Origin of the sequence: Streptomyces atratus (genome assembly GCF_014648655.1) — a bacterium.
Taxonomy (GTDB): Bacteria; Actinomycetota; Actinomycetes; order Streptomycetales; family Streptomycetaceae; genus Streptomyces; species Streptomyces atratus.
In genome coordinates, this window is sequence record NZ_BMRN01000002.1 from 117,310 (window position 1) to 131,834 (window position 14,525).

Genomic DNA, 14,525 nt, shown 5'->3' on the forward strand with positions numbered 1-14,525 from the left:
CGGGCCGGTGCGGCAAGGGGAAGAGGCACCGGCCCCGACGGGAGCGGCCCCGTACCCGCGGTGGCGGTGGGTACGGGGCCGCTCTGCTCCGGGCGCAGCCCGTGCAGGGATGCCTACTCGACGGTGACGGACTTCGCCAGGTTGCGCGGCTTGTCGATGTCACGGCCCATGGCCAGCGCCGTGTGGTACGCGAAGAGCTGGAGCGGGATGCCCATCAGGATCGGGTCCAGCTCGTTCTCGTTCTTCGGTACGACAATGGTGTGGTCGGCCTTCTCCTGCACCTGGTGTGCGACGGCGAGGATGCGGCCGCTGCGGGCCTTGATCTCCTCCATCGCGGCGCGGTTCTTCTCCAGCAGATCGTCGTCCGGCACGATCGCGACCGTCGGCATCGAGGGCTCGATCAGCGCCAGCGGCCCGTGCTTCAGCTCGGAGGCGGGGTACGCCTCCGCGTGGATGTACGAGACCTCCTTGAGCTTCAGCGAGGCCTCACGGGCGACGGGGTAGCCGCGCACCCGGCCGATGAACATCATCGACTTGGCGTCCGCGTACTCCGCCGCCAGCTTCTTGATCTCGTCCTCGTTCGCCAGGATCTCGCTGATCTGGGCGGGCAGCCTGCGCAGCCCCTCGATGATCCGCTTGCCGTCGGCGACCGACAGATCCCGGATCCGGCCCAGGTGCAGGGCGAGCAGCGCGAACGCGACGACCGTGTTCGTGAAGCACTTGGTGGAGACGACACAGACCTCGGGGCCGGCGTGGACGTACGTACCGCCGTCGGCCTCCCGGGCGATTGCCGAACCCACCACGTTGACCACACCGAGCACCCGGGCGCCCTTGCGCTTGAGCTCCTGGACGGCGGCCAGCACGTCGTACGTCTCACCGGACTGGGAGACCGCGACGTACAGGGTGTCGGGGTCGACGACCGGGTTGCGGTAGCGGAACTCGGAGGCGGGCTCGGCGTCCGCGGGGATACGGGCCAGCTCCTCGATCAGCTGCGCACCGATCTGGCCCGCGTGGTACGAGGTGCCGCAGCCCAGGATCTTGATCCGGCGGACCCCGCGCGCCTCGCGGGCGTCCAGGTTGAGACCGCCGAGGTGCACGGTGGAGAAACGGTCGTCGATCCGGCCGCGGAGCACCCGGTCGACGGCGTCCGCCTGCTCGGAGATCTCCTTGTGCATGTACGTGTCGTGGCCGCCCATGTCGTACGACTCGGCCTCCCACTCCACGGTGGTCGGCGTGGCCGTCGTGGACGAGCCCTCCGTCGTGTACGTACGGAAGTCGTCGGCCTTGAGGGTGGCCATCTCGCCGTCGTCGAGGGTGACGACCTGGCGGGTGTGGGCTACCAGGGCGGCGACGTCGGAGGCGACGAACATCTCCTTCTCGCCGATGCCGAGCACGACCGGGGAGCCGTTGCGGGCGACCACGATGCGGTCGTTGAAGTCGGCGTGCATGACGGCGATGCCGTACGTGCCCTCGACCGACCGCAGCGCCTCGCGGACCTTCTCCTCCAGGGTCTCCGCCTGGGCGCGGGCGATCAGGTGGACCAGCACCTCGGTGTCGGTCTCGGAGAGGAAGACGACACCGTCGGCGACGAGCTTCGCACGGAGCTCGGAGGCGTTGTCGATGATGCCGTTGTGGACGACGGCGACCTTGTTGTCGGCGTCCAGGTGGGGGTGCGCGTTCTCGTCGCTCGGGGCGCCGTGGGTGGCCCAGCGGGTGTGGGCGATACCGGTGGTGCCGGTGAAACGCTTGGGAACGCGGGCCTCCAGCTCGCGGACCCGGCCCTTCGCCTTGACCATCTTCAGGGCGGCGGGCTTCCCGGCCGACGCCTTGCCGGTGATGACGATGCCTGCGGAGTCGTAACCCCGGTACTCCAGCCGCTGCAGCCCTTCCAGCAGCAGCGGAGCCACATCACGCTTCCCGATATATCCGACGATTCCGCACATAAAGTCTCTGCCCCTCCATCGACGTACCTGTGGTGCCCGTGCTCAGCCGTAGACGATGCGGCGCAGCTGGCGGAGCGAGAGCTCCGGCGGCGCGACCGCCCGGTGCGGCAGCTCGGCCGCGATCCGTTCGAAGATCTCCGTGTTCACCAGGCCGCCGGACTGCAGTTCGCGGTGGCGGCGGCGGACGAAGTCGTCGGTCGTCTCGTCGAAGTACGCCAGCACGTCGAGAACCACCCGGGCGGCTTCACCGCGCTGGAGCGCGGTGCTGCGCACCAAGTGATCAATGAGGTCGTCATGCGACGAGCGGCGTTCGAGCACTCGTTGATATTGCGGTGGACGGGGCACTTACGCAACAATTCTGCCCGATATCGGGCAGGAGCGGGTGTGATTGCGCTCTCGGGTGGGCCTGGAGGCGGTCAGCGGGGGGCATGGGGACGCGCTCAGAGTCGCTTCAGGACGGCCTGCTTGGCGGCGGTGAACTCGTCGTCGGTGAGAATCCCGGCCCGATGCAGCTCGCCGAGCTCGCGCAGCCGGCGCAGCAGCACATCGTGATCGTCGGCGGGCGGTGCGGGCACGGGTGCCGCTGGTGCGGCCGGGGCCGGGATCTGTGCGGGCCGAGCGCCTTCGGCGGCGGTCACTGTCTGCGCCCCCGTCGCAGCCGGCAGCCGGACCAGTACCGCCGCCGCGACCAGTACCGCCGTGTACTCCTTCTTGGACAGCCCCCACAGATCCAGCGAGTACGGATCGAACTCGGCCGCAGGAGCCGGGCCCGTGCCCATGTCCCCGCCCTGGCCCCGCACAAAGCGCAGATGCCCGTTCTCCAGACCGATGGCGGGCAGCCAGTGCACCCCGGTCACCTCCGACACCGGGAAGGCGACCGGGCCACCCGAACTCTTGACCTCCTTGGCCTTCCAGTTCCAGGTGAGGCGGATGACCTCTCCGTCGAACGAGGCCGTGCCGTCCCCGCCGCCCCCGGCGACCGGCACCGCGGGCCCCGGCAACAGAAAGCCGTCCACCGGCCCGGCGGGCACCTGCTCGATCAGCAGGGCGCTGCGCACCTCGCCGACGAAGTACTCCGCTGCTCCGCTCCGGTCCTTTTCCACCGTCAGCTGGTACGGATCCGCGGCGTCCTTGAGCCTGCCGTCCGCGGCGCGCAGGACCGGACAGACGCCGTCGCGCAGCCTCAGCCGAAGCCGGCCGCCCTTGCGGTCCGGTTCGAAGGCGATGCCCGCCAGTGCCCGGAGCGGGACCACGCACTCACCCAGCTCCTGCCGGAGCGGATGAATGCCCTTCCCCCGGCCGGGCACGATCCGCACCGTCTCGCCGTCGAAGGTCCACGTTCCGTCGCGCTGGATTATTTCCGCCATGGGGCAGATTCTCGCAGCCCGATAACGGGGAAGTGGTCTACACCTTGACCGTGCGTGGGACAGGCGATACGCATGGTGATGGTTCGTTGCTCAGGAGATCCACAGGTGTGAACCCGTCGAAAGGGACCCGGCTTGTGAGACTGCACAGGACACAGCGCACCGCCTTTCCCCGCCTTCTCGGCTCGCTGCTGCTTGTCACAGCGGCCGGCATCTCCAGCGTCGGCGCTGCGCCGGGAGGACAGGCGGCCGGCAGCGGCCCGGCCACTGCCGCCTCGCCCCGTCCGCTCGGGCAGACAGTGCCCGCCCCCGCCGAGGCGAAGCCCGGCGGTTCTCCGTACACCATCACCGCGGGCACCAGGATCCGCGTCGAGGACGGCTCGCGCGAGGCCCGGAAGATCGGCGACTATCTGGCGGGCGTGCTGCGCCCGTCCACCGGTTACGCCCTGCCGGTCACCGGTCGCGGCGGCGACGGCATCCGGCTCCGGATCGACTCCCACGACAGCGCGTCGGGTGCCGAGGGCTACACCCTGAAGTCGAACCGCGGCTCCGTCACGATCACGGCGCGCGGCCCGGCGGGGCTCTTCCACGGCGTCCAGACGCTGCGTCAGCTGCTCCCGGCCGACGTGGAGAAGAACAGCCGTCAGAAGGGCCCGTGGGAGGTCGCGGGCGGCACGGTCAAGGACGCGCCGCGCTATGCGTACCGGAGCGCGATGCTGGACGTCTCCCGGCACTTCTTCTCCGTCGCCGAGGTCAAGCGCTACATCGACCAGCTCGCCCTCTACAAGATGAACAAGCTCCATCTGCATCTCTCCGACGACCAGGGCTGGCGGATCGCCATCGACTCCTGGCCGCGGCTCGCCACGTACGGCGGGCAGACGGAGGTCGGCGGCGGAGCCGGCGGCTACTACACGAAGAACGACTACAAGGAGATCGTCCGCTACGCCTCCTCCCGCTATCTGGAGGTCGTGCCGGAGATCGACCTGCCCGGCCACACCAACGCGGCGCTCGCCTCGTACGCGGAGCTGAACTGCAACGGCGTCGCGCCGCCCCTCTACACCGGCACCAATGTCGGCTTCAGCTCGCTCTGCGTCCCGAAGGCGCTCACGTACGACTTCGTGGACGACGTGGTCCGTGAGCTGGCGGCGCTCACCCCCGGCAAGTACCTCCACATCGGCGGCGACGAGGCGCACTCCACCAGCCACGAGGACTATGTGGCCTTCATGGACAAGGCGCAGGCCATCGTCGGCAAGTACGGCAAGACCGTGATCGGCTGGCACCAGCTGACCGGGGGCACGCCGGTGAAGGGCGCGGTCGCCCAGTACTGGGGTTACGACCAAACGGGCGCGGCCGAGCGCAAGCAGGTGGCGGACGCGGCTGTGAACGGCACGAAGCTGGTGCTGTCCCCGGCGGACCGGAGCTACCTCGACATGAAGTACGACAAGGACACCAAGTTGGGCCTGGCCTGGGCGGGTTACGTCTCCGTCCAGCGCAGTTACGACTGGAACCCGGCGGCGTACCTGGACGGAGCCCCGGAGGGCTCCATCCTCGGCGTCGAGGCACCGCTCTGGTCGGAGACCCTGACCAACAGCGACGAGATCGAACAGATGGCGTTCCCCAGGCTGCCCGGGGTGGCGGAGCTGGGATGGTCGCCCGCGTCCACGCACGACTGGGACGCGTACAAGGTGCGGTTGGGCGCACAGGGGCCGAGGCTCTCGGCGCTCGGCGTCAACTACTACCGGGCGCCGCAGGTTCCCTGGGCCGCGCAGTGAGGTGACCGGGGCCGTCCGGCGACAGGTGTGTTCTCGATCGCCGGACGGGCTCGGCAGATGTCCTCAGTCGCCGGACGGGCCCGGTTTCATGCCTGTCCGGCGATCGGGTTCTTCAGCGTGCCGATCAGCTGCAGTGCCCCCGACGGATCGGTCAGATCGACCATCTGCTTGTTGTTCCGCAGCTGCAGCCGGTTGAGGCAGGACAGTGCGAACTCCTCGGCGAACATGTCGTACTGCTTGAACTTGTCGGCGAGATACGGCACCGACTCCTGGTACCCGGTGACGCACGCGGCGACCGTCCGCCAGAACGTCTCCTCGTCGAGCACACCCTCGTTCGCCAGCCCCGCACCGAGGAAGCGCAGGAAGCAGTCGAAGACATCAGTGAGGACCGAGAGCAGCTTCATGTCCTCGGGAACCTCGGCCCGGATCCGCTCGACCTGCGGCGGCAGCACCGCGTCCGGGTCCATGACCGCGATTTCCTCGGCGATGTCCTTGAAGACGGTGCGGCGTACGACCCCGTCCTCGACGACCAGGATGACGTTCTCGCCGTGCGGCATGAACACCAGGTCGTACGCGTAGAAGCTGTGCAGCACCGGCACCAGGTACGCGTCCAGGTAGTGGCGCAGCCACACCGCGGGAGCCAGCCCCGATTCGGCGATCAGCGCACCGGCGACGGAGCCGCCCTCGTGGTCGGTGTGGAGCAGCGAGGCCATGGTCGCGACCCGCTCGCCGGGGGCCAGGCCCGGCACGGGGCTCTCCCGCCACAGCGCCGCGAGCATTTTCAGGTACGGGGAGCCCTTGGCGGTGGCCGCCTCGTACGTCCGGTGGTGGTAGCCGATGGCCGCCCGCTCCCGGATGATCGAGAAACGGGCCTCGCGCAGCAGCTCGTCGCGCTCGATCAGCTCGGCCAGCCAGTCGTTGATCGCGGGGGTGGCCTCCATGTATGCGGCGGAGAGCCCGCGCATGAAGCCCATGTTGAGGACGGACAGCGCCGTTTTGACGTAATGCCGGTCCGGGGTGCTGGTGTTGAAGAAGGTACGGATGGACTGCTGTGCCAGGTAGGTGTCCTCGCCCTCGCCCAGACAGACCAGATGCCGCTGTGCGAGCTCCCCGGCGAAGGTGACGGCCAGTTTGTTCCACCACTGCCAGGGGTGGACGGGGATCAGCAGGTAGTCGTCGAGGTCGAGTCCGAGGCCGGTCATCGTGGCCGCGAACCGGGTCAGGGTCTCCTCGCCCAGCTCGCCCGCGATCAGCGTCCCGTAGTCGAGGCCGGTGCCCGCGGTGAAGGTGGCGCGGTCGCGGCGGGCGGCGAGCCAGACCAGACGGATCCCGGCTGCCGCCTCGGGGGCGTACGCCCGGTACTCGTCCACACCGAAGCCGAGCCGCCCGTTGTTGGCGACGAAGCAGGGGTGGCCCTCGGTCATGCCGGTCTCGATCGCCTGGAACCCGGCACGGACCAGCTCGGCGGAGGTGACGGGCGGCTTGGTCAGCTTGTACGCGGTGCCGGCGAGGGTGGAGGAGATCTCCTCCAGGTAGACCGGGAGGACCTCCGCCGAGAGGCCGAGTGCGGAGCGCAGCTCGACGAAGAACTCACCTGCTTCCAAAGGCAGTTCCGAACCGTGCCGGTGGCGGGTGATCGAGTCGGCCTCGACCTGCCAGTGGTCGAGGGCGTAGATCCGCGCCGTGAAGCGGTACTCGGTCGCCGCGTCGTCGCTGCGCACCGAGTAGTGGTCGTCGCCGAGCGGTGCGGGGGTCAGCAGCCGCTCGTGGCTGAACTCGGCGAGCGCCTTGCGGATCAGCAGCCGGTTGGCGGTGGCCCAGCGCTCAGGGGTGAGATGGGCGACGCTGTCGATGACGGGGGACATCAGACGCCACCCCCGGTCGCCGCGGCGAACTGTTCCCGTGTGCAGACGCTGAGCAGGGCGGTCTTCTCCGGCTTGGCCATCTCGCACAGCACTTCGAAGCCGACCGCCTTGTTGAGGGCGTGCACCGCGCTGTTGCGTACATCGGGCTCGACGACGACCCGGCGTACGGACGGGTCGGCGAACATCGCCTCCATCACGGCGGTGATCACACCGAGCGTGAAGCCGTGCAGTGGGGTGTCGGTCGGGGCGACCAGGAAGTGCATGCCGATGTCGCCGGGCTCGGCGTCGTACAGCCCCTTGAGCTCGACCTCGGTGGGGTCGTACCGCTCCATCAGGAAGGCGGGCTCCCCGTCGTACAGCCCGATGAAGGCGTCGTGGTGCGGGTGGGCGGCGATCGCCATGTACTCCCGCTCGACGTCCTGGAGTTTCGCATCGCCCATCAGCCAGAAGGAGGCCTTGGGGTGGGTGACCCAGCTGTGCACCAGTTCGACGTCGGAAATGGGGCCTTCCCTGCTCGAACGGCGTTGAGAGCTCGGGGAAGGGTCCAGGGGGCGGGTGGTGAAGGTGCCGAGGTCGTTGGTCATACGGCGAACTCCTGGAAGGCGATGGACTTCTCGACCGGGTAGTACTCACGGCCCAGCAGTTCGCCGATGATGTACGCGTTGCGGTAGGCACCCATGCCCAGGTCGGGTGAGGTGATCGAGTGGGTGTGCGTGCCCGCGTTCTGCAGGAAGACGCCGTGCCCGGTGGTGTCGATGGAGTAGTTGCGGGCCACGTCGAAGCGGCCGCCGCTGTCCCGGCGCAGCCGGTCGTGGATGTCCTCGAGGAACGCGGGTGGGCGGTAACGGTAGCCGGTGGCGAGGATCAGGCCCTCGGTGGTGAGGGTGTAGTTCTTGCCCTGCTCCTCCTGGTGCAGCCCCAGCGTGTACGTGCCGCTGCTCTCCTCGTAGCTCGCGCTGTCCAGCGAGGAGTTGGTGAGGAGCCGGGTCGGGACGGGACCGGGCAGGTTCTTCTGGTAGAGCAGATCGAAGATCGCGTCGATCAGCTCACCGTCGATGCCCTTGAAGAGGCCCTTCTGCCCGGACTCCAGCCGGTAGCGGGTCTCCTCGGGCAGCGCGTGGAAGTAGTCGATGTACTCCGGGGAGGTCATCTCCAGCGTCAGCTTGGTGTACTCCAGCGGGAAGAAACGCGGCGAGCGCGTCACCCAGTTCAGCCGGTAGCCGTGCACATCGATCTCGGAGAGCAGGTCGTAATAGATCTCGGCCGCGCTCTGCCCACTGCCGACGATGGTGATGGACTCCTTCGCCTGGAGAGCCGCCTTGCCTTCCATATAACGGGAGTTGTGCAGGTAGTCGCCGCCCAGGCCCTGGCAGGCATCCGGGATGTACGGGGGAGTGCCGGTGCCGAGCACGAGCCGTGGGGCCCTGAAGACGCTGCCGACGGCCGTGCGGACGGTGTAGAGCGCGGTGCCCTCGTCGTACGTGAGCGACTCGACGGTCTCGTCGAAGCGGATGCTGCTCAGTCCGGCGGCGGCCCAGCGGCAGTAGTCGTTGTACTCGGTCCGCAGCGGGTAGAAGTTCTCCCGGATGTAGAAGGAGTACAGCCGCCCGCGTTCCTTCAGATAGTTCAGGAAGGAGTACGGAGAGGTCGGGTCTGCCATCGTGACCAGGTCCGACAGGAACGGCGTCTGGAGATGGGCCCCTTCGAGGAACATCCCGGAGTGCCATTCGAAGTCCGGCTTGGACTCCAGGAACACCCCGTTCAGCTCGTCGATCGGCTCGGTCAGACAGGCGAGCCCGAGATTGAAGGGGCCGAGCCCGATACCGATGAAGTCGTGGGGTTCAGGAAGCGCGGTCAAGGGAGTCTCCCAGGTACTGCTCGGCGTGGCCGGAGATCAGGTCGAGTACCGCGGCGATGTCCTGCGCGGTCGTTTCGGGGTTGAGCAGGGTGAACTTCAGGTACTGGCGGCCACCGACCTTCGTACCGGCGACGACGGCTTCGCCGGAGGCGAAGAGCGCCTTGCGGGCATGGAGATTGGCCCGGTCGATCTCGGTGGGCGCGGTGACGCCGGACGGGATGCAGCGGAACACCAGCGTGGAGAGTTGGGGCTCGACGACGACGTCGAATCGCGGGTCGGCGGCGAGCAGCCGCCAGCCCTCGGCGGCCAGGTCGCAGACCTCGTCGAAGAGCTCGCCGATGCCGTCGGCGCCCATGACACGCAGCGTCATCCACAGTTTCAGGGCGTCGAATCTGCGGGTGGTCTGCAGCGACTTGTCCACCTGGTTGGGGATGCGTTCGGCGGCCGTCCGCTGCGGGTTGAGGTACTCGGCGTGGTACGTGGCGTGGCGCAGCGTCGCCCGGTCCCGGACCAGCACGGCCGAGGAACTCACCGGCTGGAAGAAGGACTTGTGGTAGTCCACGGTGACCGAGTCGGCGTGTTCGATGCCGTCGAGGAGGTGGCGGCGCTCACGGGAGGCCAGCAGACCGCAGCCGTACGCGGCGTCGACATGCAGCCAGGTGGAGAACTGCCGGCAGAGCGCGGCGATTTCGGGCAGCGGATCGATGGTGCCGAAGTCGGTGGTGCCCGCGGTGGCGACGACGGCCATCGGCACGGCGCCCTCGGCGACACACTGCTCCAGGGCGCGGGCCAGCGCCACGGTCTGCATGCGCTTGTTGTGGTCGACGGGGACGGCGATGACCGAGTCCGGTCCCAGACCGAGGAGTTTCGCCGACTTCTGGACACTGAAGTGGCTGCATTCGGAGGTGAGGATGCGCAGCCGGGTGAAGTGGTGCGGCGGCGTCTTGGCCTCTTCCCGGGCGAGCAGCAGGGCCTGCAGATTGGACTGCGTACCGCCGCTGGTGAAGATGCCGTCCGCGGCCGGTCCGAGGCCGATCCGGGTCGCGGTCCAGTCGATCAGACGGCGCTCGATCAGGGTGCCGCCGGCGCTCTGGTCCCAGGTGTCCAGGGAGGAGTTGACGGCCGAGAGCACGGCTTCGCCGAGGAGGGCGGGGATGACGACCGGGCAGTTGAGGTGGCCCAGGTAGCGGGGGTGGTGGAAGTAGACGGCGTCACGGAGATAGACGCTGTCGAGCTCGTCGAGGGCGGCGGACGCATCGCCCAGCGGCCGGTCCAGATCGATCGCGTCAACGACGGGAGCGAGCTCGTCGACGGAGATTCCGGTGAACGGCCGGTCTGTGGCGGCGAGTTTGGCTGCGACCCGTTCGACTCCTGCGGTCACGGAGCGCCGGTATTGCTCCGCGGTCGTGTCGTTGAGCAGGTGCGAACGCATGAAGGGGTCCTCCCGGATGCGGGGAAACTTCATCGGCCCTCAGGGCAGAAGGAGGGGGCGAGGACTCGATGCCGAAGTGAGGTTAGCCTAACCTAACTTCACATCGGGTTGTTCCTCGCCCCCGGGGGACGCAGAGGTTGTCCGATTTACGCGTACGGGGTGTCCGCTTCCGGTCTGCGGGTAGGGAGTTCAGGGTGTGCGGCGCACGGTCCGCGCCCTGCCGCCTTCCCGCTACGCTTCCGCGGTGGTCGCCGCCTCGCGCAGCTGTTCCTCGCTCATTCCGCGACGCCAGTACCCGACGAACGTCACGCGCCTGCGGTCGAATCGGCGCTCCTGCACGAGATGGCGGCGCAGTGCCCGCACCTGTGACGACTCGCCCGCGATCCAGACGTACGGCGTCCCCTCGGGCAACTCGGCCGCCCGGACGGCCTCCGGGCCGGCGGGTGCGCCTTCGTCCCGTACGAGCCAGGTGATCCGGGCCTTGGCCGCGGTGCTGAGGGCCTGGCGGTCCTCGGTGTGCTGGACCTCCAGCCAGACCCGGGCCTTCATGCCGGCCGGCAGCCACTCCAGGGCGGCGGATGCGGCGGGCAGTGCGGTCTCGTCGGCCCAGATCAGCACCCAGTCGGTGTCCTGCGGAGGGCGGAAGCGGACGGCGGTGTTGTCCTCGACGGCCGGGCCCAGCGCCTTGAGTGGATCGCCGGGGGAGGTGGTGGCGGCCCAGCGGCAGGCGGGCCCGCCGTCCTCGTGCAGCGCGAAGTCGATGTCGATCTCGGTCGCCCCGTCGGGTGTGCGGCGCTGGGCGCGCACGGTGTACGAGCGCATGACGGCCCGTACGTTGTCCGGAAGGGCGCGCCAGGCGGCGAACCAATTGCCGTCTTCATCGACCGGAACGACTGGTTCCGGCTGGCCGGGGTGCGGCAGGAACAGCGACAGGCTCTGGTCGCGTCCTCCGGCGGCGAAGCCGTCGAGTCCCGGGCCGCCGAAGGTGACCCGGAGCATGGAGGGTCCGAGTCGCCGGGTCCGCAGGACGGTCAGGCCGAAGAACCGGAAGGGGGCGATGGGGGGTGCGACGGACGTCGTCATGCGGGGGCTCCTCCCAGGAACCGGAAGCGAAGCCGGGAACCGGCCGCCGGTATGTTCGAAGGAAGGTTAGCCTAACCTCATTGAGTGTTCGAGGGTGCCCCCGGACCGTTCACCAGACGAGGACCCCGCCGCCCACGGCCCGGGCCCGCAGGGCGGCGGCGGTGATGTTGGCGAGCCGGGCCACCACGTAGTCCCGCCGGTCGCCGCCGTCTCCGGCCAGTGTTGCGGCGTTGCGGTGCAACAGCTCGCACTCTTCGAGGAAGTCGTCGATGTCCTCCGGCTCCACGTGCAGATTGCCGGTGGCCAGCTCGGGGAGGAAACGGGCGCCGAGCGCCCGCGCGGCCTCTGATCCCCACAACGTGGTCCGACAGACCTCGGTCCCGGCCATGTCGCTGCCGTCCTCGGCGTCGTCGAGGAGATGCGACTGGCAGTCCTCGTCGTAGATGAACGTATGCACCGTCAGCGTCATGCCCCGAATTCCTCCCGGCAGGCGTCGAGTCCCTCGAGCGTCACCTCGACGGTCCGGTACTCCTCCCAGCGGGCACGGTCCAGCCGCAGCCGCTGCAGAGTGACGGGCGCACCCCGTACCGCGGTGACCTCCAGTCCGTCCGGCAGATATCCGAGCCGGCGCGAGACGCCCAGCGAGCGCGGGTTGTCGGTCATGGCGGCCGAGACCGCGGTCCGGGCCCCGAGTCCGGCGAAGGCGAGATGCAGGGCGGCGGCCCGCATCTCGGTGCCGATGCCCCGACCCTGGTGGGCGAGGCCCAGCCACGAGCCGGTGCTGACCTCACCGGTCACGGCGAAGTCCTTCGCCGTCACGTCCTGACGCCCGACCACCTCGCCCTCGTGCAGCACGGCGAGGCTCAGTGCCCAGTCCCGTACGGACCAGTTGGCGACGGTGGCCAGCACATGCTGGAACACGGCCTTGCCGCACGCGGCGGGCGACGCGTCGGTCCAGGGGACCGTGAACGGCATATCGGCCGGCGGGTGCACCCCGTCCGCGGCGACCGACGCGAGGTCGTCCAGCAACTCCAGTTCCGGTAGGCGGAGTTCCAGACGGGGCGTGCGGAGGCGGAGCCCGTACAGGGGCCAGTGCTGCGGTTTCATGTACGGACTCTGCCGAAAGGCGCTGCACGCTGTCGAACGAATTGCACCCCGACCGTGCAGACGGGCCCCCGCCGGGGCCCGTCTGCGTCACGTGGCAGTGGTGGGCTGTTCCCTACTTCGTGAAGTACAGGTACTTCCACGCGCCGTGCGTCGTCGAGTTCACGTTGTCACCCGAGGAGCCCTTGACGTACGAGGAGCGCATCCGGGCGCGGATGCCGGACTCGCCAGGGGCTTCGAGGCGGACCACGGACTTGCCGTTGGTGCCCAGCGCGAAGTACTCGGGGTCCGCGTCGTACCACTTGCCCTGGTAGTAGACCTGGAGCCCGAAGCGCTGCTGGCGGCCCTTGTAGTACGTCATCGACGTGGTGAGGACCGGGTCGGTGTTCTTGTGGAACCAGTAGTACGTCGTGGAACCGATCTTGCCTGTCTTGTACTGCTTGGAGACGGAGGTGGAGACCTTCACCTTGGCATACGCGGTCGACTTCACGGTCTTGGAACCCGAGCGGGCATCGCCCGCGTAGACCGCGGTGACCGCGGTGTTACGGGTCATGCTCACGGTGACCGACAGGTTGCCCTTGGAGTTGACCTGGCCCTTCTTCAGCAGCTTCTTGGGCTTGTCGGCGCCGAAGGGATCGGCCCAGATCTCGACGGTGCGGTTCCTGTACGTCTTGCCGAGGTGGGCGGTGAACGAGACCTTGGCGCCGTAGGAGTAGGTGCCGCCGTTGCGGTTGAGCGTGAGGGCGGTGGCGGTGCGCGAGACGGCGACCGTGTCCTTGCCCGATGCGGGCGCGTGCGTGGCGTCGCCCGCGTACGTCGCCGTGTAGGTGACGTTGCCGCCGGCGGGCGGGGTGTCGCTGAAGGAGAACGCACCGGACGAACCGACCGTCTTCGTGCCGAGCGACTTGCCCTTGGGGGAGTCGATATCGGTCCGGGTGACGGTGACCTTGGAGCCCGAGGGGAAGGACTTGCCGGAGGTCAGTTTGCCGGTGACGTCGAGCTTCTTGGCGCGGGTCGCCTTGGCGGGCGCGGAGACGGTGGCCTTGACCGGGTAGCGGGTGGCGTCGTCGAGGACCCGCAGGGACAGCCCGCCGTAACTGTTGGCGAGGGCGAACAGCTTGGTCCCGTCGGGGGCCCACGCCAGTCCTCTTGAGGTGATGGTGTCGCCGCCCGGCGTGCCCTGGCCGTACGTGTACGTGCGGTACGGCGTCGTCGCGCCGGGCTTGTAGATGTAGATGTCCGTGTCGTACCAGCTGTAGGTGGACAGGGCGACCGTGCCGTCCGGGGCGATCGCGGCCGAGTTGGGATGGTCCGCCTTGGTCGGGTAGCCGCCGGTACGGGTGAGGTCGTCGGTGTTGATCGCGGTCGCCGCGTAGGGGGACTCGCCCGAGGCGGCGACGATCTTCTTGCCGTCGGCGCTGAGTGCGAAGTCGTCCATGTAGTTCGCGGCCTCGGACGGCATGCCCTGCTTGCGCAGGACGGGGGTGCTCGTCGACACGTCGTACACGGCCAGTCCGGACCAGGTGCCGTGGACGCCGAGCACCAGGGTGTTCCCGGCGGACTCCAGCTCGGGGGCGTCGTACCAGCCGATGCCGGGGAGCTGGTCGAGGGCGACCTCCGGGCTGCTCTGCGCGGGGTCGAACGAGCCCAGGTGGTGCGAAGGCTGCTTTCCGTACATGAACCAGACCCGCCCGCCCGCCACCGCCAGCGTCTGGGGCCGGGTGTTCTCGCCGGTGCCGTACTGCGCGGCGGCCGTCGAGGTGGCCGTCTCGATGGCCACGACGGCGTCGCTGCCCGGGACGGCCGCGTAGACGGAACGGGAGTCGGGCGCGATCGCCAGATCCTGCACGCCGGGGAGATTCGGGACGGTCGTCACGACCTTGCCCGCGTAGTCGGTGACGACGACCTTGTTGCCGCTCGGATCGCTGATGTAGACCCGCTTGTGTACACCGTCCACGGCGATGTCGCCGTACGAGGAGATCGGCAGGGCCTTGCTGGAGTCGGCCATGGCCGACCCCGTGGTGCCGACGGCCAGCGCCGTCGAGCTGAAGAGGACCGCGAGCGCGGTCGACACGGTGCGCGTGCGCACGTTGATGTACCCCCA

The 14,525-nt window shown here is 68.9% G+C and carries 12 protein-coding genes; 1 reads left to right on the plus strand and 11 read right to left on the minus strand.

Annotated elements, in window-relative coordinates; translation table 11 throughout:
• Positions 1–113: 113 nt before the first annotated feature.
• The 3 genes from glmS to IEZ15_RS03570 form a co-directional block, all read right to left on the minus strand.
• A complete protein-coding gene (gene glmS / locus IEZ15_RS03560; RefSeq protein ID WP_114244648.1) occupies positions 114–1,943 on the minus strand; it encodes a glutamine--fructose-6-phosphate transaminase (isomerizing) in 1,830 nt (609 codons plus the stop codon).
• Between the two features lie 42 nt (positions 1,944–1,985).
• Positions 1,986–2,261: a hypothetical protein gene (locus IEZ15_RS03565; RefSeq protein WP_114244647.1), complete on the minus strand. Its 276-nt coding sequence runs from the start codon at positions 2,259–2,261 to the stop codon at positions 1,986–1,988.
• 122 nt (positions 2,262–2,383) lie between these two features.
• Positions 2,384–3,310: a DUF4429 domain-containing protein gene (locus tag IEZ15_RS03570; RefSeq protein ID WP_189274160.1), complete on the minus strand. Its 927-nt coding sequence runs from the start codon at positions 3,308–3,310 to the stop codon at positions 2,384–2,386.
• A 134-nt stretch (positions 3,311–3,444) separates the two neighbouring features.
• Between IEZ15_RS03570 and IEZ15_RS03575 the strand changes: the two genes are divergently transcribed.
• Positions 3,445–5,079 (plus strand): beta-N-acetylhexosaminidase, encoded by a 1,635-nt coding sequence (locus tag IEZ15_RS03575; protein WP_189274162.1) that lies wholly within the window; start codon positions 3,445–3,447, stop codon positions 5,077–5,079.
• A gap of 86 nt (positions 5,080–5,165) precedes the next feature.
• On the opposite strand, the gene IEZ15_RS03580 is transcribed toward IEZ15_RS03575, so the two are convergent.
• The 8 genes from IEZ15_RS03580 to IEZ15_RS03615 form a co-directional block, all read right to left on the minus strand.
• Positions 5,166–6,944: an IucA/IucC family protein gene (locus IEZ15_RS03580; protein ID WP_189274164.1), complete on the minus strand. Its 1,779-nt coding sequence runs from the start codon at positions 6,942–6,944 to the stop codon at positions 5,166–5,168.
• The gene (locus IEZ15_RS03585; RefSeq protein WP_189274166.1) at positions 6,944–7,528 is read right to left on the minus strand and encodes a GNAT family N-acetyltransferase; all 585 of its coding nucleotides are present in this window, start codon (positions 7,526–7,528) and stop codon (positions 6,944–6,946) included. The genes IEZ15_RS03580 and IEZ15_RS03585 overlap by 1 nt, the downstream gene beginning before the upstream one ends.
• Complete coding sequence (locus IEZ15_RS03590) at positions 7,525–8,802, minus strand: lysine N(6)-hydroxylase/L-ornithine N(5)-oxygenase family protein (protein ID WP_189274168.1); 1,278 nt, start codon at positions 8,800–8,802, stop codon at positions 7,525–7,527. Before IEZ15_RS03590 ends, IEZ15_RS03585 begins: the two co-directional genes overlap by 4 nt.
• On the minus strand, positions 8,786–10,234 hold the full coding sequence (locus IEZ15_RS03595) for a pyridoxal phosphate-dependent decarboxylase family protein (RefSeq protein WP_189274170.1): 1,449 nt from the start codon (positions 10,232–10,234) through the stop codon (positions 8,786–8,788). Before IEZ15_RS03595 ends, IEZ15_RS03590 begins: the two co-directional genes overlap by 17 nt.
• A 231-nt stretch (positions 10,235–10,465) precedes the next feature.
• Positions 10,466–11,317, minus strand: a complete 852-nt coding sequence (locus IEZ15_RS03600) for a siderophore-interacting protein (RefSeq protein ID WP_189274172.1) — start codon at positions 11,315–11,317, stop codon at positions 10,466–10,468.
• A gap of 109 nt (positions 11,318–11,426) precedes the next feature.
• Positions 11,427–11,786, minus strand: a complete 360-nt coding sequence (locus IEZ15_RS03605; protein WP_189274174.1) for a hypothetical protein — start codon at positions 11,784–11,786, stop codon at positions 11,427–11,429.
• Positions 11,783–12,424 carry a GNAT family N-acetyltransferase gene (locus tag IEZ15_RS03610; RefSeq protein ID WP_189274175.1) on the minus strand — a complete coding sequence of 214 codons (642 nt, stop codon included), beginning with the start codon at positions 12,422–12,424 and terminating at the stop codon, positions 11,783–11,785. The genes IEZ15_RS03605 and IEZ15_RS03610 overlap by 4 nt, the downstream gene beginning before the upstream one ends.
• 112 nt (positions 12,425–12,536) lie before the next feature.
• Complete coding sequence (locus IEZ15_RS03615) at positions 12,537–14,510, minus strand: YncE family protein (RefSeq protein ID WP_189274177.1); 1,974 nt, start codon at positions 14,508–14,510, stop codon at positions 12,537–12,539.
• Between the last annotated feature and the right edge of the window lie 15 nt (positions 14,511–14,525).

What these genes read in the sequence shown, in the direction of transcription:
- IEZ15_RS03580 (WP_189274164.1), bottom strand. Translation starts at nt 6,944, where the DNA reads ATGTCCCCCGTCATCGACAGCGTCGCCCATCTCACCCCTGAGCGCTGG.
- IEZ15_RS03585 (WP_189274166.1), bottom strand. Translation starts at nt 7,528, where the DNA reads ATGACCAACGACCTCGGCACCTTCACCACCCGCCCCCTGGACCCTTCC.
- IEZ15_RS03570 (WP_189274160.1), bottom strand. Translation starts at nt 3,310, where the DNA reads ATGGCGGAAATAATCCAGCGCGACGGAACGTGGACCTTCGACGGCGAG.
- IEZ15_RS03600 (WP_189274172.1), bottom strand. Translation starts at nt 11,317, where the DNA reads ATGACGACGTCCGTCGCACCCCCCATCGCCCCCTTCCGGTTCTTCGGC.
- glmS (WP_114244648.1), bottom strand. Translation starts at nt 1,943, where the DNA reads ATGTGCGGAATCGTCGGATATATCGGGAAGCGTGATGTGGCTCCGCTG.
- IEZ15_RS03595 (WP_189274170.1), bottom strand. Translation starts at nt 10,234, where the DNA reads ATGCGTTCGCACCTGCTCAACGACACGACCGCGGAGCAATACCGGCGC.
- IEZ15_RS03605 (WP_189274174.1), bottom strand. Translation starts at nt 11,786, where the DNA reads ATGACGCTGACGGTGCATACGTTCATCTACGACGAGGACTGCCAGTCG.
- IEZ15_RS03610 (WP_189274175.1), bottom strand. Translation starts at nt 12,424, where the DNA reads ATGAAACCGCAGCACTGGCCCCTGTACGGGCTCCGCCTCCGCACGCCC.